Source organism: Acerihabitans sp. (assembly GCF_036398755.1).
Lineage (GTDB): Bacteria > Pseudomonadota > Gammaproteobacteria > Enterobacterales > Enterobacteriaceae > Acerihabitans.
Genome location: NZ_DASWOM010000036.1, coordinates 21,430 through 40,445, shown reverse-complemented (window position 1 = coordinate 40,445; position 19,016 = coordinate 21,430). Strand labels below are relative to the sequence as shown.

The window sequence follows — 19,016 nt, the reverse complement described above, 5'->3', positions numbered from 1 at the left end:
AAAACACCGCGCCGGCGGGTCAGGGCGCGGTGTTTCCGGCTATCTTGGCTACATCCGTTCGACGGTCTCGATGCCCAGCATCTCCAGGCCCTGCTTGAGGGTTCTGGCGGTCAGCAGCGCCAGCTTCAGCCGGCTTTGCAAGATGCCGTTGGAATCGGCGTTCAGGATCGGGCAATGCTCGTAGAAACTGGAGAACAGCCCCGCCAGATCGTACAGGTAGGTACACATCACATGCGGCGTGCCGTCGCGCGCCATGACGGTGAGGGCTTCCTCGAACTGCAGCAGGCGCGCCGCCAGCAGCGTTTCCTGTTCCTCCAGAAGTTTTATGGGCGCCGTGAGCTGCCGCTCATCCAGGCCGCTGCGTTTGAACACCGACGCCACCCGGGTATAGGCATACTGCATATAAGGCGCGGTATTGCCCTCGAAGGCCAGCATATTGTCCCAATCGAAGATATAGTCGGTCGTGCGGCTTTTGGACAGGTCGGCGTATTTTACCGCGCCAATCCCCACCACCCGCGCCAGGGTTTCCAGTTCGTCCGGCGTCATGGCCGGATTTTTTTCCGCAATCAGCCGGCGTGCGCGTTCCAGCGCCTCGTCCAGCAGATCGGCAAGCCTGATGGTGCCGCCGGCGCGGGTTTTGAAGGGTTTGCCGTCTTTGCCGAGCATCATGCCGAACATATGGTGCTCAAGGGGAACGGACTGCGGCACATAACCGGCCTTGCGCACTATGGCCCAGGCCTGCAGCAGATGCTGATGCTGGCGGGAATCGATATAATACAGCACCCGGTCGGCCTTCAGCGTTTCGTAACGGTATTTGGCGCAGGCGATATCGGTGGTGGTGTACAGGTAGGCGCCGTCTTTCTTCTGGATGATGACACCCATCGGCTCGCCTTCCTTGGTGCGGAACTCTTCCAGGTAAACCACGGTGGCCCCGTCGCTCTCCACCGCCAGCCCCTTGGCCTTCAGATCGGCGACGATGCCCGGCAACATATCATTATACAGGCTCTCGCCCATGACGTCCTTGCGGGTCAGCGTCACGTTCAGGCGATCGTAGACCCGCTGGTTTTGCGCCATGGTGATATCCACCAGCTTGCGCCACATCTGCCGGCAGTACTCGTCTCCGCCCTGCAGTTTGACCACGTAGCCGCGCGCGCGCTCGGCGAAAGCGGCGTCTTCGTCATAGGTTTTTTTCGCCGCGCGGTAAAATTCTTCCAGGCTGGATAACTGCATTTCCGGCTCGCCGCGCGACTGGATCTTTTCCAGGTAGGCTATCAGCATGCCGAACTGGGTGCCCCAGTCGCCCACGTGATTGGCGCGAATCACCTTATGGCCGAGGAATTCCAGCGTGCGCACCGCCGCGTCGCCGATAATGGTGGAGCGCAGGTGGCCGACGTGCATTTCCTTGGCCACGTTCGGGGCGGAGTAATCCACCACGATGGTCTGGGGATCAACCGGGGTAATATTAAGCCGCGGTGAATCCAGCGCGGCTTCGGCCTGGAGCGCGAGCCAGTCCCGGTCCAGGAAGATATTGATAAAACCCGGTCCGGCGATGTCGATTTTTGCCGCAATGCCGTCGAGATCCAGCAGCGACGCCACCTTTTCCGCCAGCTGGCGCGGCGGCATGCCGAGGATTTTGGCAACCGACATGACGCCGTTGGCCTGATAATCGCCGAACTGCGGCTTGGCGGACTGGCGCACCTGCGCTTCGCTCGCCGCCGGCGCGCCGGCGGCCGTCAACGCCTGACTGACTTTATCTGAAAGAAGAGCCTGAATATTCACCGTAATACCTTTCTTACTAACGCCGGACCCGGGAGGAACGCCGCCCCGTGTTTCCGGCTACCTGAAAAGCCGACCGCGCGCGGCGGCGGATGCATGCCTTGGCGAGGGTCGAAAAAGTAAAAGAAACACCGCTTATACCATAATCGGCGTCTCGAGTCAGTATGACCGGCCTGGTCGGTGTAAAGTAAAGACGGTAGGGTAGATAGGCAAGAGGTTAAAATAGGTCAATGCGCCCGGGTAGAGCAGGCGGCGGGTTAACGATTGCGCGATTTTCTGGACGCGCCCAGCTGATTGCGATTCCTGGTACGTAAATGTTGAAGTATTGAAAATATCGCAATAACAACAAGTATTATGCACAATGTTAATAACATCATAATTATATATACTCAGAGTAATATCAATCATGAAAGTAACGTAATTACCCGGCGTATACAATGCATGAGAAGCGCTTTAAGATAATACTGAGCATTTAAAGTTCATTGTTGAAAATGGCATAAGCGGCGCTAACGATTGCCGTCAATGGGGTAAGTTTAATTGAATATTAATTTTCAGTAATTATCATTAAAGAAACATTAAGTTATGTAATAAAAAAAATCTTTTCCCGCGTGCGTTAATTGACTGGGCGGGCGTTACGGAGCGTTAATTAAGGTAATTATGATGAATTGGACCGCCGTGCCGCAATTAGCGGATCTCCTCGATGACCTCGCCTGTTTTCAACAGCATCTGGCGGGGCTGGCCACGCGTCTCGGCCTGACGCTCACCGACTATCATATCGATCATATCGCGCTGCGCTGCCATCAGGAGGACACGGCGCGGCGCTGGTTTGACGGCTGGAAGCAATGCGCGCGTTGCCTGAAAAAAAACGACTTCAACGGGCGCGCCATTGCGCTGTTCGCGCTGCCCTCGCCCATTGCCCTCGGAGCGCTGCGCATCGATTGTGTGGAACTGCCCTGGCCGGGGCAGCGCCGTTATCCCCATGAGGGCTGGGAGCATATCGAAATCGTCCTGCCCGGACCGCCGGCTACGCTTGCGCGGCGGGCGCTGGCGCTGCTGTCGGACTCCGCCCTGGCGGCGCCCGACATCAGCGTGAAACACAGCGCGCCCGCGGCGGCGGGCGAACGTTTGCCCAATCCGACGCTTGCGGTCACCGACGGCCGGGTGACGATTAAGTTCCACCCCTACAGCCTGCGCGACATTCTGAGCGACGAGGCGACCGGTGAGCGCTAGCCAAGATCTTGTACCGCCTGTTCCATACGCTCCACCGCCTGCGCCAGCAGGGCGCGCGGGCAGCCAAAATTCAGCCGGACAAACCGGGCGTCGCCAAAATCCGCGCCGGGGGAAAGACCGACGCCCGCCTGCTCGAAAAACCGCTGTGGATTGTCCACGCCCAGCCCGCCGGCATCGATCCAGGCCAGATAGGTGGCTTGCGGCGTCGCCATGCTTAACCCCGGCAGGGTATTGATGCGCGCGGCCAGCCAATCGCGGTTGCCGCGCAGGTAGTCGAGCTGCTCCTCCAGCCAGGGCTGGCCGTCGCGCCAGGCGGCGGTGGCGGCCACATAAGCCAGCACATCCACATTCGGCACGATGCCGCTGCGCTGGGCGATAAATTTCATACGCAGCCGCGCATTGGGGATAATGGCCAGCGAGGCGCCGAGGCCGGCGATGTTAAAGGATTTGGAGGGAGACATCAGCGTAATGGAACTCTGTTCGGCATCCTCGCCAAGCGATCCGAACGGGATATGCGCCACTCCCGGCTCCAGCAGCAGATCGCAGTGGATTTCATCGGAACACACCAGCAGGTCGTGGCGCCGGGCAAACGCCAGGTGCCGTTCCAGCTCTTCGCGCCGGTAAACGGTGCCGCCCGGATTATGGGGATTGCATAACATCAGCAACTGCTCGGAACCGTCCATTTCCGGCTCGATCGCCGCCAGATCCACGCACCAGCGATCCTGCGCCAGGACCATCGGCGCCAGGCGCAGGCCGCGCCCGGCGCCGCGCGCCGCCGAGCGAAACGGCGGATAGATCGGCGCCGGGATCACCACGCCGCGATCCGCCTGGGTAGCCGTGCGCACCGCCAGGTTAAGGCCGCTAACCAATCCCGGCAAAAAAACCAACCATTCGGGTTTGACGCGCCATTGATAACGTTTGAACATGCGTTCGACAAACAGCGCGGCAAGCTCGGCGGGAGGCGCGCCGTAACCGAACACGCCGTGATCCACGCGCGCGTGCAAAGCTTCTATAATACAGGGAGGAGATCGAAAATCGGTGTCCGCCACCCATAGGGGAATGATGTCCCGACCGCCATACTTTTGCCATTTATAACTGTCGCTGTGACGTCGGTCGATACTTTCGTCAAAGTTGAATGCCATAGTTGTTTCCTTGGGTGATAAATAAGAAATTAGCGCGGCTGACCTGGGCCCGAGTTTTGATTGCCTGTTATCCTGGGGTATGTCTATAAGGAGTATACAATGCCTATACTGGAAGTCTGCTGCTATAGCCTTGAGTGCGCAATAACGGCGGAGCAAGCGGGTGCGGACCGAATCGAGCTGTGCTCAGCCCCGAAAGAAGGGGGATTGACGCCCTCCCACGGCACGCTCCGGCTGGCGAAGGAGAGGCTGGCGCTGCCCGTTCATCCCATGGTGAGGCCCCGGGGTGGGGATTTTTGCTACAGCGACATCGAGTTCGACAGCATGCTTAATGATTTGGCGGCTATACGCGACATGGGGTTTCCCGGCGTGGTGGTCGGGGTGCTGGACGAGGAAGGCCATATCGATTTGCAGCGCATGCGGCGCATCATGGGGCAGTGTAGCGGCGTGGCGGTGACCTTTCACCGCGCGTTCGATATGTGCATCAATCCCTACCAGGCCCTGCAGCAGTTAACCGATCTCGGCGTGGCGCGCATCCTGACCTCCGGCCAGCAGCAGAGCGCGGAAACAGGTTTGGCATTATTAAGGGAACTGAATAGCCAAAGCCGTGGTCCAATCATTATGGCAGGCGCAGGCGTGCGATTGACCAATTTGCATAAGTTCCAGCAAATCGGCATCCGTGAACTGCACAGTTCCGCAAGACAGGTGGTTGCTTCCGGAATGCGTTATCGCAAAGCGGGCGTAAGCATGAGCGTGGACAATGAAGTGGATGAATTTACCCGCTACTGCGTTGATGGCGATATGGTGGCTGCGATGAAGCACGCGTTATCCACCCCGTTGCCGAACCCCGCACCCACCCCCTCGCATCGGCCGGCCTGACCGCAGATTTTGCCGCGCACACGAACTAACCCACGTGATGCTTGCAAGTACCAAGCCCCGGAATATTTCTTGGGGCTTTTTTTTATCCGCCGGGAGCGTCAGGGCTTGCGGGCAATCACCACGGCGCGCAGCGGGGCGGGGTAGCCTTCGACCGTCAGTCCGGGGTCGTCGGGATGCAGGAAGTCGGCCAGCGATTCGCTGGTCATCCAGGCGGTGCGCCGCTGCTCTTTGGTGGTGGTCGGCGCCCTATCCGCCAGCCGTACCTGCGCAAAACCGCATTTTTCCAGCCACAGCATCAGCGCGCCGGTGGAGGGAATAAAAAACACGTTGCGCATTTGGGCGTAACGCTCCCCCGGCACCAGCACCTGCCGGTCGTCGCCTTCCACCACCAGGGTTTCCAGGACCAGCTCGCCGCCGCTGACCAACTGGTTCTTGAGCTGTAGCAAATGATCCAGCGGCGAGCGCCGGTGGTACAGTACCCCCATGGAAAATACCGTGTCGAAGGCGGCCAGTTCGGGCAACTGCTCGATACCCAGCGGCAGCAGATGGGCGCGCCGATCGCCGCCCAGCAGTTTACGCACCGCCTCGAACTGGCAAAGGAACAGCTGCATGGGATCAATGCCCACCGCCAGCTGCGCGCCCGCGCCGATAGCCCGCCACAGGTGATAACCGCTGCCGCAGCCCACATCCAGGATAATCCGTCCGGCCAGCGGGCTGATATGCGGCGCGACCCGCTCCCACTTCCAGTCTGAACGCCATTCGGTATCAATCTCGATATCGTATAGGGAAAAGGGGCCTTTTCGCCAGGGCATCAGCTGGCGCAATAAGGATTCGACCCCCTCTTTTTGCCCCGGCGACAGGGGCGATGCTCCCCGCGCCGTCACGCCGTGCAGCAGATCCAGCCGCTCGGGCGTCAGCAGCGGCAGGCGTTCGACAGCGTTAAACCACTGGCGGAATTTGCCGTGCAGCGAATCCTGCTGCCAGGCGCTCAGCTGCGCGGGCAGGGTATTGAGCCAATGGCTCAGCGGGCTTTTGGCAATCAGCTGATAAAAATCACCAAAATCCGTCACGCCGGTTCCTCCGGTTTCACGGCGATAAGCGAACCGAAATTAAAGCACTGGAACCAGACCTCGGCGTGGCCGAAACCGGCCTGGCGCAGCCTGGCCTTATGGGTTTCCACCGTGTCGGTCAGCATGACGTTTTCCAGCATGCTGCGTTTTTGACTGATTTCCAGTTCGCTGTAGCCGTTGGCCCGCTTAAAATCATGGTGCATATTAAACAGCAGTTCGCCGATGCCCGCGTCGGTAAAACTCAACTTCTCGGACAGCACCACCACGCCGCCGGGGTTCAGCCCGGCGAAAACATGGTCGAGCACCCGCTGGCGATCCGCCGGTTCAAGGAATTGGAGCGTGAAATTCAGCACCACCAGCGACGCATTGGTTATCGGCACGTCGCGAATATCCGCCTCGATAACCGTAACCGACGTCGTGGCCCGAAACGCTTCGATATGCCGGCGGCAGCGCTCCACCATGGCGGCGGAATTATCCACGGCGATAATGCGGCAATCGTCGACGGTAATGTTGCGGCGCATCGACAGGGTGGCGGCGCCCAGCGCGCAGCCGAGATCGTAGACCTGCGACCCGGGAGTGGCGAACCGCCCGGCCAGCATGCCGATCATGGAAATGATATTGGAATAGCCGGGAACCGAGCGCTGGATCATATCCGGGAAAACCTCGGCCACCCGCTCGTCGAAGGTCCAGTCGCCCAGTTTGGCGATGGGCGCGCAGAAAAGATTATCGTGATTTGTCATCGGAATATCGGGGTTGGTCAGGGAAAGCCGTTATTCTAACAGATTGGCGCCACAAAGCATGCGCCCGCGTGCCTTATGACGCCCGCGTCCGCGCCATGCCGCGATCAACATCCGGTTTAGCCCACCCGCCCGGCAAAGGTTAAAACAAGGTCTCCTGCCGCGGCCAGGGCGGCATCGGCCCGAGTCCGCCGATCCGGGCCATAAGATGCGGCCATAGCTGCTGGGCCAGGCGCGGCGCGTGGCCGATGTCCGGCGTGTGGATAAACAAATAAGGCGTGCGGCTTTGCGACCATAACGCCAGCTTATCCAGCCATGGCTTAAACAGACGCACGCTGTCGGCGCTATCCTCATTGCCGATAAAGCGCACCAGCGGCCGATCGCCGGTGAGCACGGCATGCACCGGCAGCTTGGGTTTTTGCCGCCGCGCCGCCAACAGGGCGGGTGAGTCGCCGACGGCCTGATGCACCGGGCGGCTGTCGAGCATCACCCGATTGATAGCGCGCTGCTGCAAGCCCCGGTTGAGCCGGCGCTCGTCGTCGCCCTTGGCGAAAAACAGCGGATGGCGCACTTCCACACCGTAGCTGAAATCGCCGGACAAGGCGTCAAGGAACGACCACAGGTCATCAAGCTGCGCCGGACCGAAGGCGGCGGGCAGTTGCAGCCAGTATTGACCGATGCGTCCGGCCAGCGGATCCAGCACCTGGTAGAACTGCGCCAGAGGCGCGCGGAAATCACGCAATGCGCCCTGATGGCTGATGGCCGCGGGAAATTTAAAGCAAAAGCGAAAGCTGTCGGTGGTCATGGCGCGCCAGTCATGGACCCGCGCCGGGTCGGGCAGGGCATAGAGGGTGGTATTGCCCTCCACACAGTTAAAATGGCGGGCGTAATCCGCCAGGCCGGCGATGCCCAGGGCGTTCCAGGCGCTATGTTGCCACTGCGGCAAGCCGATAAACATGGCGGTGCGTTTTCCTTAATGAAGGGCAATGGTACACATCTTAGCATATTAATAATAACAAATTAACTTTGCGACGGCGCGCGGCGACATTATCCATGGCCGCCATGCGCCGGAGAGAGCTTATTTTTCCGATAAACGGCAGGCCTATTTATTATGGATGTTAACAGCGCGCTGCGGCATAATAAAATAAAGTGCAATGCAATGGACTGCCTGATGAAAATTAAACATATTTTACTGAAAAATTTTAAATGTTTTGAATTATTGGAATTGCAACTTGATGAGTGCTTCAATGTTATTATCGGCGATAACGCAACGGGTAAAACCAGTATTCTCGACGCCATCGCGTTTGCCCTGGGCACCTTTTTTATCGGGGTCAGAAAGGTCACCGGCGACAGCGCCATGGATATCCGCACGCTCCGCCAGCAGGATAAAAGGAAAGTCCTGACGGAAAACGCGTTGCATTACCAACTGCCGTTTAACGTGACGTTATGCCATACCCTGCAGGAAAAGGAATATTGCTGGTCGCGCTCAACCGACAAAATCGCGGGCGGCGCGACAACCTATAAAGACGCCAACGCCATGATCAAGCACGTGGAACGTCTGTGCAAAAACATTTATGAGGCAGATGACAAGACCACCCTGCCGCTGATTGCCTATTATGGCACCGCCCGTTTATTCAGCGATAAAACGCCGCGCAGCCGCACTTCGAGGGCCACGGCCCGCACGGAAGGCTATGCCGCGGCGCTGGATCCCGATACCCTGCGCGAACGCTTCGTCTCCTGGTTTGCGGAGTATGAGGATTCCATTTTAAAATTCGGCCGGGAAAAGAGCTTATACCTCGCGTTCGTCAATACCATCACCACCCTGGTGCCGGATTGGGAAAAAATCCATTACAGCTGGGCGCACAACGCCATACTCGGGCGCATGGCGGATGACGTATGGACGTCGTTCGACATGCTGAGCAGCGGCTATCGCAGCATCGTCAGGCTGGCCGCCGACATTGCCTACCGGGCGATTAAATTAAACCCGCACCTGCGGGAAAACGCGGTATTGCACACCGAAGGCGTGGTGCTGGTGGATGAACTGGATATGCATCTTCACCCCTCCTGGCAGCGCGACATCGTGCAATTGCTCAAGGATGCCTTCCCGCGCATCCAGTTTATCGTAACCACCCATTCACCGTTTATTATCCAGTCGATGCAAAGCCATGAGCTGGTTAAACTCGCCGGCAGCGGCGTGGAAAGCACCTCGATTAACCTCAACATGAAGGGGCTGGAAGATATCGTGGCGGATGAAATGGATATCGGCGACGTGAGGCGCAGTAAAAAATTCCTTGAGTACCAGCGTCTGGCCGCACTGTATTTCTCGTTGTTAAACCGCGATGGCGCGGCCGGGGAGCAGGTAAAGATAATAAAACACCGGTTGGACGATATTGAGGTGGAATTTATCGATAATCCTGTCCTGGCATATCTGTTAACCACCGAGAGAAAGTTAAAAGGATTATAATGCGACCACTTAATAAAAGAGTGTTCACCGCAGGGAAAGCGGAATATAAACCCTATGGCAGCGCCAAGCACGACCTGATGCTGGCCATAGGCGGCTACTGCAGCTATTGTGAGCGCCACAGTTATTCATGCGGTATCGATGTGGAACATATCAGGCACAAAAGCCTGTATATCAAGCGAATATATTTATGGTCCAACTTTCTGCTGGCCTGTAAAAACTGCAATGCGGTAAAAGGCGTCAATGCCGTGAGCGGCATGTTTTTTCCCACCGTCAGCAATACCTTCCGCATTTTCACCTATTACGGCGATGGCCGGGTCGAGGTGAACAGCGCGGCATTGGCCGGTGCGGCCGACCTGGAGCGGGCGCGGGCGCTGATCCGGTTGGTGGGATTGGATCGCCGTCCGGGCCATCCCGCTTACAGCCTGAAAGATAAGCGCTGGAGCGATCGCCGGGCCATCTGGGCGCTGGCCGAGCGTTACCTGACGCCGTTGCGCGCGGGCGCCATCGATGCGCAGGTGATTGTTGATTTGGCGGCGTTAAGCGGCGGCTGGTCCATCTGGATGACGGTATTCAACGGCGAGGAGGCGGTGCTGGCCAGGTTGGTCGGCGATTTTCCGGGCACCCGGACCCGCTGTTTCCCCCCCGGCGCGCCAACGCGGCCGGCCCGGGGCCGGACGGCGCCGGCTCGGGAACCCCGCCGGCGCCTTACGCCGGCTACCGGCTAAAAGGCGGCCAACACCTCGCCTGTTGAGCGCACCCGGCTGATGCGCGGGAAAATATTTTGCATGCTGCCGTCATGCTGTTCCTTGTTATGGGCGCTGCAGGCGTCCTCCACCAGCACCAGTTCATAGCCCATTTCCCAGGCGTTGCGCGCGGTGGACTCCACGCCGATATTGGTGGCGATGCCGGCCAGCACCACGGTGGAAATGCCGCGGCGGCGCAGCTGCAAATCCAAATCAGTGCCGTAAAACGCGCCCCACTGGCGTTTTTGGATGCGGATATCGCTGTCCTCTACGCCCAGCTCCGCGGGAAATTCCCACCAGTCTTCCGGCAGGCTCCTTGCCCCCATGGGCGCATCCACCGTCTGCTTCGGCGCATCGCCGAAATCCGGCGACCAGCCGACCCTTACCAGGAACACCGGCGCGCCCGCGGCGCGAAAGCGCGCGGCAAGGGCGGCGGCCCTGGCCACTACCTGTTCGCCGTTGTAAGGGCCGCCGGCAAACGGCACTATCCCTTTTTGCAGGTCAATCAGTACCAGCGCGCTGCGCGCGGGGTCTAGCTTAAGCATAAAAAGTCTCCGGTTGATGACAATACCCTGTATCCAGGCCGCTGCCTGTTCATATCACTGACACAAGAGGGTATGTTATCCGCACGGGATGATGACAGCGCCTAAAGGGGAATTTTTGTTAATAAATATGTTAATCAGGAATTATTTAACCCGCCGGCGCGCGCGGGGCGCAGACGGGCTTATCCTGCGGGTGAATTTCCTTTATAATGGCCGCCTTTCGAACGCCGGCAAAATACCGCTGCATCGCCGCCACGTCGTCAATTATGAATAACAGCCCTGACCCGTTTAACCGAGCGGGACGGCACGGGCTGAAAATCAAGGATATCGTTATGCGTACTGTATATTGCGGGCAGATCAATCTGTCCCATGTAGGCCAGGAAGTGACACTGTGCGGCTGGGTCAACCGCCGCCGGGACCTCGGCGGGCTGATTTTTATCGACATGCGGGATCGCGAAGGCCTGGCGCAGGTATTTTTCGACCCTGACCGCCAGGAGGCATTCAGCCGCGCGGCCGAGCTGCGCAACGAATTCTGCATCCAGCTGACCGGCATGGTGCGGGCGCGTCCCGACAGCCAGATCAATAAGGACATGGCCACCGGCGAGGTGGAAGTCCTGGCGACCCAGCTTACCATTATTAACCGCTCCGAACCGCTGCCTCTCGATTCAAACCAAACCAATACCGAAGAGCAGCGGCTGAAATATCGTTACCTGGACCTGCGCCGCCCGGAAATGGCGCAGCGCCTCAAGGCGCGCGCGCGTATTACCAGCGTCGTGCGGCGCTTTATGGACGGCGAGGGGTTCCTGGATATCGAAACCCCGATGCTGACCAAGGCCACGCCTGAAGGCGCGCGCGACTACCTGGTGCCCAGCCGGGTGCATAAAGGCAAATTTTACGCGCTGCCGCAGTCGCCGCAGCTGTTCAAGCAGCTGTTGATGATGTCCGGGTTCGACCGCTATTATCAAATCGTAAAATGCTTTCGCGACGAGGATTTGCGCGCCGACCGCCAGCCCGAATTCACCCAGATCGACGTGGAAACCAGCTTTATGAGCGCCGAACAGGTGCGCGAGGTGATGGAACGACTGGTGCGTACGCTGTGGCAGGAAACCAAGGGCGTTGATCTGGGCGCGTTTCCGGTGATGACCTATGCCGAGGCGATGCGCCGTTTCGGGTCCGATAAGCCCGATCTGCGCAATCCCATGGAGATCGTCGACGTCGCCGATCTGGTCAAGGACCTGGAGTTCAAGGTGTTCTCGGGACCCGCCAACGACAGTAAAGGCCGCGTGGCGGCCCTGCGCGTACCCGGCGGCGGCCAACTGAGCCGCAAGCAGATCGACGAATACGGCAAGTTTATTGAAATCTACGGCGCCCGCGGCCTGGCCTATATCAAGGTCAACCAGCGCGACCTGGGCCTGGACGGCATACAAAGCCCGGTGGCCAAATTCCTCGACGCCGCCGTGCTTGAATCCCTCCTCGCCCGCACCGGCGCCCAGGACGGCGACATCCTGTTCTTCGGCGCGGATCGCTATAAAATCACCACCGACGCGTTGGGGGCGCTGCGCCTGAAGCTGGGCCGCGACCTGAAGCTGACTGATGAAACGCGCTGGGCGCCGCTGTGGGTGATTGATTTCCCGATGTTTGAACAAGATGACGAAGGCGGCCTGGCGGCCATGCATCATCCCTTTACCGCGCCGCTGGCCATGGATCCCGACGCGCTTGCGGCCGCGCCGCTTGACGCCGTGGCCAACGCCTATGACATGGTATTGAACGGCTATGAGGTCGGCGGCGGCTCGGTGCGTATCCATCGCAGCGAAATGCAGCAGACGGTGTTCGGCATACTCGGCATCACTGAACACGAACAGCGCGAAAAATTCGGCTTCCTGCTCGACGCGCTGAAATATGGCACGCCGCCCCATGCCGGCCTGGCTTTTGGCCTTGACCGCCTGGTGATGCTGCTGACCGGCACCGATAATATCCGCGACGTCATCGCCTTTCCCAAGACCACCGCGGCCGCCGATCCCATGACCGACGCGCCAAGCTTCGGCAACCCCGCGGCGCTGGCGGAACTGTCCATTGCCGTGGTGGGCAAGGGCAAGGAAGCGGCGGAGCGCGGACAGCAATAATGGCCTTCAAACGCCCGGTCTCGGTCCTGGTCGTCATTTACGCCGGCGACAGCGGCCGGGTGCTGATGCTGCAGCGGCGGGATGATCCGCAGTTCTGGCAGTCGGTGACCGGCAGCCTGGAAGGAGACGAATCCCCGGCCGCCGCCGCCAGGCGCGAGGTCATGGAAGAAACCGGCATCGATATCGACGCAGAGCGTCTGCCACTGCGGGACTGCGAACGTTGTATCGAATTTGAAATTTTCAGTCATTTACGCCACCGATATGCGCCGGGAGTGACGCGCAATACAGAATATTGGTTCAGTTTAACGTTACCCTCTGAGCGGGTACCCGCAATCAGCGAACATCTGGCTTACCGCTGGCTGCCGGCCGCCGGGGCGGCCTTGTTGACCAAATCCTGGAGCAATCGGCAGGCGATTGAAGAATTTGTTATTTATCCGGCCTGAGAAGGCTTATTTCGGAGAGAGTTATGGCAGGTCATAGCAAGTGGGCCAATACCAAGCATCGTAAAGCGGCCCAGGACAGTAAACGTGGCAAGATTTTCACCAAAATCATTCGCGAGCTGGTGACCGCCGCGCGTCTGGGCGGCGGCGACGTGGGGTCCAATCCGCGCCTGCGCGCAGCGGTGGACAAGGCGCTGGCGAACAACATGACGCGCGACACGCTAAACCGCGCCATTGCGCGCGGCGTCGGCGGCGAAGACGATACGCAAATGGAAACCATTGTGTATGAAGGATACGGCCCCGGCGGCACGGCGGTGATGGTGGAGTGTCTGAGCGACAATCGCAATCGCACCGTGGCCGAAGTGCGCCACGCCTTTACCAAAACCGGCGGCAACCTGGGCACCGACGGCTCGGTCTCCTACCTGTTTACCAAAAAAGGGGTGATTTCCTATGCTCCGGGCCTGACGGAGGATCAGGTGATGGACGCGGCGCTGGACGCCGGCGCGGAAGATGTGGTGACCTATGACGACGGGGCTATCGATGTGTACACCTCGCCGGAAGATTTCGGCCGGGTCAAGGACGCCCTCGAAGCCGCCGGATTACACGCCGATTCCTCCGAGGTGGGGTTGATACCCGCCACCAAGGCCGACCTGGACGAGGAAACCGCGCCCAAGCTGCTCAGGCTGATTGACCTGCTGGAAGATTCCGACGACGTCCAGGAAGTCTACCATAACGGCGAGATCTCCGATGAGGTGGCGGCAACGCTGTGACGGACTTGCGGTATGACGGCGGCCTGGGCGGCGCCCGGAGATGACCATTATCCTCGGTATCGATCCCGGCTCCCGCATCACCGGCTACGGCATTGTGCGCCAGCAGGGACGAGTGCTCACCTACCTTGGCAGCGGGTGTATCCGCACCAAGGTGGATGACCTGCCCACCCGGCTGAAGCTTATCTATGCCGGCGTCAGCGAAATCATCACCCAGTTCCAACCGGATTTTTTCGCCATAGAACAGGTGTTTATGGCGAAAAACGCCGATTCGGCGCTTAAACTCGGCCAGGCGCGCGGCGTCGCCATCGTCGCGGCGATGAACCATGCGCTGCCGGTGTTTGAATACGCCGCGCGCCAGGTCAAACAAACGGTGGTCGGCACCGGTTCGGCGGAAAAAACCCAGGTGCAGCATATGGTGCGGGTGTTGCTCAAGCTGTCCGCCAGTCCCCAGGCGGATGCCGCCGATGCCCTGGCGATTGCCATTACCCACTGCCATGTCAACCAGAACGCGCTGCGCTTAGGCAACAGCCGGCTTAATCTTTCCAGAGGCCGCCTGGGGTAGCGCCGCCTTTATCCTCGTGTCGATTACGCCCGCACGCCCGAACCCGGCTGGATATTCATCCAGCCTTTATTATGTTATAAACACTCCATCGCCATATGATAAATAAGCTTTGAAAGGAAGGTTACTGTGATCGGACGTCTTAGAGGCATCATTCTGGAGAAACAACCGCCGCTGGTGCTGCTTGAGATCCATGGCGTAGGTTATGAAATCCATATGCCCATGACCTGTTTTTATGCGCTGCCCGAAACCGGCGTGGAAGCGATCATCTATACCCATTTTATCGTGCGCGAAGATGCCCAACTGCTGTTCGGCTTTACCAATAAACAGGAGCGCGCGCTGTTTCGCGAGCTTATCAAAGTGAACGGCGTTGGCCCCAAACTGGCGCTGGCCATCCTTTCCGGCATGTCGGCTCAGCAGTTTGTCAATACCGTTGAGCGCCAGGAAATCAGCGCGCTGGTTAAACTCCCGGGCGTCGGCACCAAAACCGCCGAACGCCTGGTGGTGGAAATGAAAGACCGCTTCAAGGGCATGAACGGCGAACTGTTTGCCCTCGGCGGCGGCAATGATATGCCTCTTACCGCGCCGGCCAGCGGCAAGCCGGATACCGATCCGGAAGCGGAAGCGGTTGCGGCATTGGTTTCCCTGGGTTATAAGCCTCAGGAGGCCAGCCGTATGGTCAGTAAAGTGGCCAGGCCGGATGCCGATTGTGAATCGATGATCCGCGACGCCCTGCGCGCCGCGCTGTGAGGTAGAGGATGATTGAAGCAGACCGTTTGATTTCCGCCGGCGTGGTGATTGAGGAAGAGGTGATCGACCGGGCGATCCGGCCGAAAACCCTGGAAGATTATATCGGCCAGCCCCACGTGCGCGAGCAAATGGAAATCTTTATCCAGGCGGCCAAGATGCGCGGCGACGCGCTCGATCACCTGCTGATTTTCGGTCCGCCGGGGCTTGGGAAAACCACCCTGGCGCATATCGTCGCCAACGAGATGGGCGTTAACCTGCGCACCACCTCCGGGCCGGTACTGGAAAAACCGGGCGATCTGGCGGCGATGCTGACCAATCTTGAGCCGCACGACGTGCTGTTTATCGATGAAATCCACCGCCTGTCGCCGGTGGTGGAGGAAGTGCTCTACCCGGCGATGGAAGATTACCAACTGGATATCATGATAGGCGACGGACCGGCGGCGCGCTCGATTAAAATCGAACTGCCGCCCTTTACCCTGGTGGGCGCCACCACCCGTGCCGGTTCACTCACCTCGCCGTTGCGCGATCGTTTCGGTATCGTCCAGCGCCTGGAGTTTTACCAGGTGGCGGATTTACAGCATATCGTTAAACGCAGCGCCCAATGCCTGGAGTTGAGCATCACCGAATCCGGTTCCCATGAAATCGCCAAACGCGCCCGCGGCACGCCGCGGATCGCCAATCGCCTGCTGCGCCGGGTCAGGGATTTTGCCGAGGTCCGCGCCCAGGGCAATATCACCGACGATGTGGCGGTCAACGCGCTGAACCTGCTTAATGTCGATACCGAAGGCTTTGACTTTATGGATCGCAAGCTGCTGCTGGCGATTATCGATAAATTTGTCGGCGGCCCGGTCGGGCTGGATAACCTGGCGGCGGCAATCGGTGAAGAGCGCGAAACCATCGAGGATGTGATTGAGCCGTATCTGATCCAGCAGGGATTTATCCAGCGCACGCCGCGGGGCAGGATTGCGACCGCGTTTGCATATAAGCATTTTGGTATAGTGCGCGGGGAAATTTAGCGACGGTCGGTCGCGGCCGGGCGTGGGTGCTGGGTCGGCGCTTGGGCGGGTTTCGCTTGCCGGGCGTGGGTGCTGGGTCGGCGCTTGGGCGGGTTTCGCTTGCCGGGCGTGGGTGCTGGGTCGGCGCTTGGGAAGGTTTCGCTTGCCATGTGCAGTGGTGTATTATGCCGCACCGTGCGGGGCAATCGACGAAGGGCCGGCAGTCGCCCCGGCCCTCTCGACACCCGGGCTTCCGGCAGATCGCGCGCCGCTGCGCGTTGCCTTCCGTCCCGGCTCACGCCCCATGGACCGCACGGCACGCGCTCCTGGCGCGGGCCTTGGCTCTCGCCGCATCCCTGCGGCTCGTCCGGGCGTCAACCGTGCCGTCAGCGCGCTTGATGCCGGTCCATGGTCAACGTCAAAAGCAAGTTCAAAAAAACTCAAAGTCAAAAAGATGTTCAAGGTCAAAAGCAAGTTTGAAATAAACGGCGTGGCCTGAAGAGGCAATTTAGTGCTACGCGCTGGCGAAATTAACATTGTAAATAGTGAAATGAATGAATGTATAATCGCATCATTGGCGGGTATGTATAACTGCTCATATACTATAGCAATACGGCCATGATAGTGATAATTATCGCAGGGTATTTTGATTGATTATTATAATTATGTTAGCTTTAAAATATGTCAACAAATACTTCGCATTCACAGCAACTAAAAGTATATTGAGAGAGATGTCGATTTTATAAACGTTGCCTACGCGAATAACATAATAAAACTAAACTGATTTTTTAGTGTTTTCTGTCGACATTTCGTTCATTCACTGGTGACTTATCCAGTATAAACCTACTGAATTTAGGTGAACAGATAGCGGGTATATAAAATGGGTTGGCATATAAAATTAATATTTCATTGCTTAATTATAAGTGAGTCTTTCTATAGAATTATGATGATTTAAAATATATGTATCAAATAATTTGTACTACTGTTATTTGCATTAATATAATGAATTGAATAGTAAATATTCTAAGTAATAACGCGGTGATAAAGAGTGACAGCTCCTTACCACCGCTCACCATCAGCGACTATAAAAGGTAGTTACCATGGCTAAACAGAATTGTAAGTCAGAACCCGTCTCATCCCAAGCAAAAGTTGATAGCCATTTTTATACTGTGGGTTACGTGCCAAATGGCGGTAAACGCAACGCGCCGCCTGCGTTGCATATTAAAGGTCAATGGCTGCATGAATACGGTTTTTTTACCGGCCAATCTGTCACTGTTACCGCTAAAAAGGGTCAGCTGATAAGCAATGTGGAACTATTAGTTTAATGAGAGATTAAACTAATAGTGATGAGTACTGTATTATTACCCCTTTTTTTATACAACAGCCAGACGGTCTGTTTATTTATGAAATGGATCTTATTTCAGAATAGGGGGATTTTTACCAGTAGCAGCGGCGAGCGGTAGACCTGCCCGGTATCTTGCTGCCGCTGCGTGGCGACTACTGTTCTCAGTCCAATAACCGGCAGGGGATGTGCTCTTGGCGTGTCCTGTCGCCTTCCCCGCATCTTGGCAATTTCTCCCGGTTATGAACCCTACCGTCAAAAAGATAATGGCCGGTTTAGCGTCAATACCCAGGTCAATGGCAAAACCATACTTATTATTAGACCGCCGGTTTCCTAGGCAATTAGTAAAATGATTTCGTAAGATCCCAGGATATATGCAATCACCGGGCTGCTTGGTACGGATAGTGACGCATATCGCATGGAATCAGCTATGTTCGTCAGCACGCAAAATGAAAGCAGATGCACCCAATTCGCAGGCTCAAACGGAAATATGGTGGCTAACCAGCGAACCGTTTACCCAGCGATGGATCATAAGCGCGGGCGGGTCATTGGCAGGCGGGACGGTGTCCGCGCCAAACCACAGAGGATTTGCGGGGCAAATGGATCCGCAGATGTAAGCGGGTATTCCCGCCAGGGCGCCCGCGACAGGTCGATGAACATGTCCGGTCGCTATGGCGATGGGTCGTCGCGGATGTTTTCGTAAAAATTCACCCAATTTCACAGATTCGCGACACATAATGTGGTCCATGGCAAGGATGCCGCTTCGGATTACATGATGGTGTAGAAACAGTATTGATGTTGCCGGGCCTTGAGTGGACAACGTTTTCTCCAGCCAAGGAAGATGTTCAATCACTTCACCGGCGGAAGTTCCCTTAACCGTGGAATCAAGCCCAACGAGGCGAATATCACCGATATCCGCCATAAAATGCAAGGCTCCCGAAGGGCCGTCGGCCCAATAATTACAGCCGAAAATGGAGCGCATCATTTCACCGTTATCGGAATTACCCGGCAGGATAAACGCAGGATAGGATCTCTTACCCAGACGAGCCGCTATTGCTTTGTAGCCGTCGAACCAGTCATCATCAATCAAATCGCCGGTGAGGACCAGCCCATCCGGTGCCATGAGATCTAGCCATCTCATGGCGCGGTCAAGCCTGGACAAGTTACCATTATCGGGGGTGGCATGAATGTCTGAGATCTGAGCAATAATCACAAGTATCTCCTATCGTTAAGCAACAACAACGGACTTTTTTCGCAGTTGTACATCCAGATACTGTTTTTTGACCTTGGTACTGACCTTGACCTTGACCTTGACCTTGACCTTGGGCCGGCATCAAGTCCGCCGACGAGGCTTATACCGCCCGTGCGAGCCGCAGGGATGCGGCGAGAGTGAAGGCCGCGCCTGGAGCGCGTCCTGAGCGGTGCGAAAGGCGGAATAAGTGGAGGAGGGCACCGCA

The 19,016-nt window shown here is 57.7% G+C and carries 19 protein-coding genes; 12 read left to right on the top strand and 7 right to left on the bottom strand.

The window, feature by feature from the left end:
* Positions 1-48: 48 nt before the first annotated feature.
* Positions 49-1,779, bottom strand: coding sequence for an arginine--tRNA ligase (argS, locus tag VGC33_RS06320; protein WP_331119904.1), 1,731 nt, complete (start codon positions 1,777-1,779; stop codon positions 49-51).
* 654 nt (positions 1,780-2,433) lie between these two features.
* On the opposite strand from argS, the gene VGC33_RS06315 reads away from it, so the two are divergent.
* On the top strand, positions 2,434-3,006 hold the full coding sequence (locus VGC33_RS06315) for a VOC family protein (protein ID WP_331119903.1): 573 nt from the start codon (positions 2,434-2,436) through the stop codon (positions 3,004-3,006).
* Here VGC33_RS06315 and VGC33_RS06310 read toward each other — a convergent pair.
* Entirely contained in the window at positions 3,003-4,148 is a 1,146-nt protein-coding gene (locus tag VGC33_RS06310; RefSeq protein WP_331119902.1) for a MalY/PatB family protein, read from the bottom strand. The two genes, VGC33_RS06315 and VGC33_RS06310, sit on opposite strands and share 4 nt — an antisense overlap.
* A gap of 99 nt (positions 4,149-4,247) precedes the next feature.
* Between VGC33_RS06310 and cutC the strand changes: the two genes are divergently transcribed.
* Complete coding sequence (gene cutC, locus VGC33_RS06305; protein WP_331119901.1) at positions 4,248-5,024, top strand: copper homeostasis protein CutC; 777 nt, start codon at positions 4,248-4,250, stop codon at positions 5,022-5,024.
* 98 nt (positions 5,025-5,122) lie between these two features.
* Here cutC and cmoB read toward each other — a convergent pair whose 3' ends face one another.
* The 3 genes from cmoB to VGC33_RS06290 all read right to left on the bottom strand — a co-directional run bounded on the left by cmoB (position 5,123) and on the right by VGC33_RS06290 (position 7,789).
* A complete protein-coding gene (cmoB, locus tag VGC33_RS06300; RefSeq protein ID WP_331119900.1) occupies positions 5,123-6,094 on the bottom strand; it encodes a tRNA 5-methoxyuridine(34)/uridine 5-oxyacetic acid(34) synthase CmoB in 972 nt (323 codons plus the stop codon).
* Positions 6,091-6,834 carry a carboxy-S-adenosyl-L-methionine synthase CmoA gene (cmoA, locus tag VGC33_RS06295; RefSeq protein ID WP_331119899.1) on the bottom strand — a complete coding sequence of 248 codons (744 nt, stop codon included), beginning with the start codon at positions 6,832-6,834 and terminating at the stop codon, positions 6,091-6,093. Before cmoA ends, cmoB begins: the two co-directional genes overlap by 4 nt.
* Before the next feature lie 139 nt (positions 6,835-6,973).
* Entirely contained in the window at positions 6,974-7,789 is an 816-nt protein-coding gene (locus tag VGC33_RS06290) for a DUF72 domain-containing protein (RefSeq protein WP_331119898.1), read from the bottom strand.
* Positions 7,790-8,002: 213 nt separating this feature from the next.
* Here VGC33_RS06290 and VGC33_RS06285 point away from each other — a divergent pair, with 213 nt between their 5' ends.
* Together VGC33_RS06285 and VGC33_RS06280 are read left to right on the top strand one after the other, a co-directional pair.
* A complete protein-coding gene (locus VGC33_RS06285) occupies positions 8,003-9,295 on the top strand; it encodes an AAA family ATPase (protein ID WP_331119897.1) in 1,293 nt (430 codons plus the stop codon).
* Positions 9,295-10,020 (top strand): HNH endonuclease family protein, encoded by a 726-nt coding sequence (locus VGC33_RS06280; RefSeq protein WP_331119896.1) that lies wholly within the window; start codon positions 9,295-9,297, stop codon positions 10,018-10,020. The genes VGC33_RS06285 and VGC33_RS06280 overlap by 1 nt, the downstream gene beginning before the upstream one ends.
* Here the strand turns inward: VGC33_RS06280 and VGC33_RS06275 are convergent.
* The gene (locus tag VGC33_RS06275; RefSeq protein WP_331119895.1) at positions 10,017-10,583 is read right to left on the bottom strand and encodes a hydrolase; all 567 of its coding nucleotides are present in this window, start codon (positions 10,581-10,583) and stop codon (positions 10,017-10,019) included. The genes VGC33_RS06280 and VGC33_RS06275 overlap by 4 nt on opposite strands.
* A gap of 329 nt (positions 10,584-10,912) precedes the next feature.
* Between VGC33_RS06275 and aspS the strand changes: the two genes are divergently transcribed.
* The 8 genes from aspS (at position 10,913) to VGC33_RS06235 (ending at position 17,542) form a co-directional block, all read left to right on the top strand.
* Positions 10,913-12,703 (top strand): aspartate--tRNA ligase, encoded by a 1,791-nt coding sequence (gene aspS, locus VGC33_RS06270; RefSeq protein WP_331119894.1) that lies wholly within the window; start codon positions 10,913-10,915, stop codon positions 12,701-12,703.
* Complete coding sequence (gene nudB, locus VGC33_RS06265; protein WP_331119893.1) at positions 12,703-13,146, top strand: dihydroneopterin triphosphate diphosphatase; 444 nt, start codon at positions 12,703-12,705, stop codon at positions 13,144-13,146. The genes aspS and nudB overlap by 1 nt, the downstream gene beginning before the upstream one ends.
* A gap of 23 nt (positions 13,147-13,169) precedes the next feature.
* Positions 13,170-13,913 (top strand): YebC/PmpR family DNA-binding transcriptional regulator, encoded by a 744-nt coding sequence (locus tag VGC33_RS06260; protein ID WP_331119892.1) that lies wholly within the window; start codon positions 13,170-13,172, stop codon positions 13,911-13,913.
* Positions 13,914-13,953: 40 nt separating this feature from the next.
* Positions 13,954-14,475, top strand: coding sequence for a crossover junction endodeoxyribonuclease RuvC (ruvC, locus tag VGC33_RS06255; protein WP_331119891.1), 522 nt, complete (start codon positions 13,954-13,956; stop codon positions 14,473-14,475).
* 126 nt (positions 14,476-14,601) lie between these two features.
* On the top strand, positions 14,602-15,222 hold the full coding sequence (gene ruvA / locus VGC33_RS06250; protein WP_331119890.1) for a Holliday junction branch migration protein RuvA: 621 nt from the start codon (positions 14,602-14,604) through the stop codon (positions 15,220-15,222).
* Positions 15,223-15,230: 8 nt separating this feature from the next.
* Positions 15,231-16,238 carry a Holliday junction branch migration DNA helicase RuvB gene (gene ruvB / locus VGC33_RS06245; protein ID WP_331119889.1) on the top strand — a complete coding sequence of 336 codons (1,008 nt, stop codon included), beginning with the start codon at positions 15,231-15,233 and terminating at the stop codon, positions 16,236-16,238.
* 283 nt (positions 16,239-16,521) lie between these two features.
* On the top strand, positions 16,522-16,716 hold the full coding sequence (locus tag VGC33_RS06240) for a hypothetical protein (RefSeq protein WP_331119888.1): 195 nt from the start codon (positions 16,522-16,524) through the stop codon (positions 16,714-16,716).
* Between the two features lie 601 nt (positions 16,717-17,317).
* Positions 17,318-17,542, top strand: a complete 225-nt coding sequence (locus VGC33_RS06235) for a SymE family type I addiction module toxin (protein ID WP_331119887.1) — start codon at positions 17,318-17,320, stop codon at positions 17,540-17,542.
* Positions 17,543-18,037: 495 nt separating this feature from the next.
* Here the strand turns inward: VGC33_RS06235 and VGC33_RS06230 are convergent, their stop codons facing one another.
* Entirely contained in the window at positions 18,038-18,772 is a 735-nt protein-coding gene (locus VGC33_RS06230) for a metallophosphoesterase (protein WP_331119886.1), read from the bottom strand.
* Between the last annotated feature and the right edge of the window lie 244 nt (positions 18,773-19,016).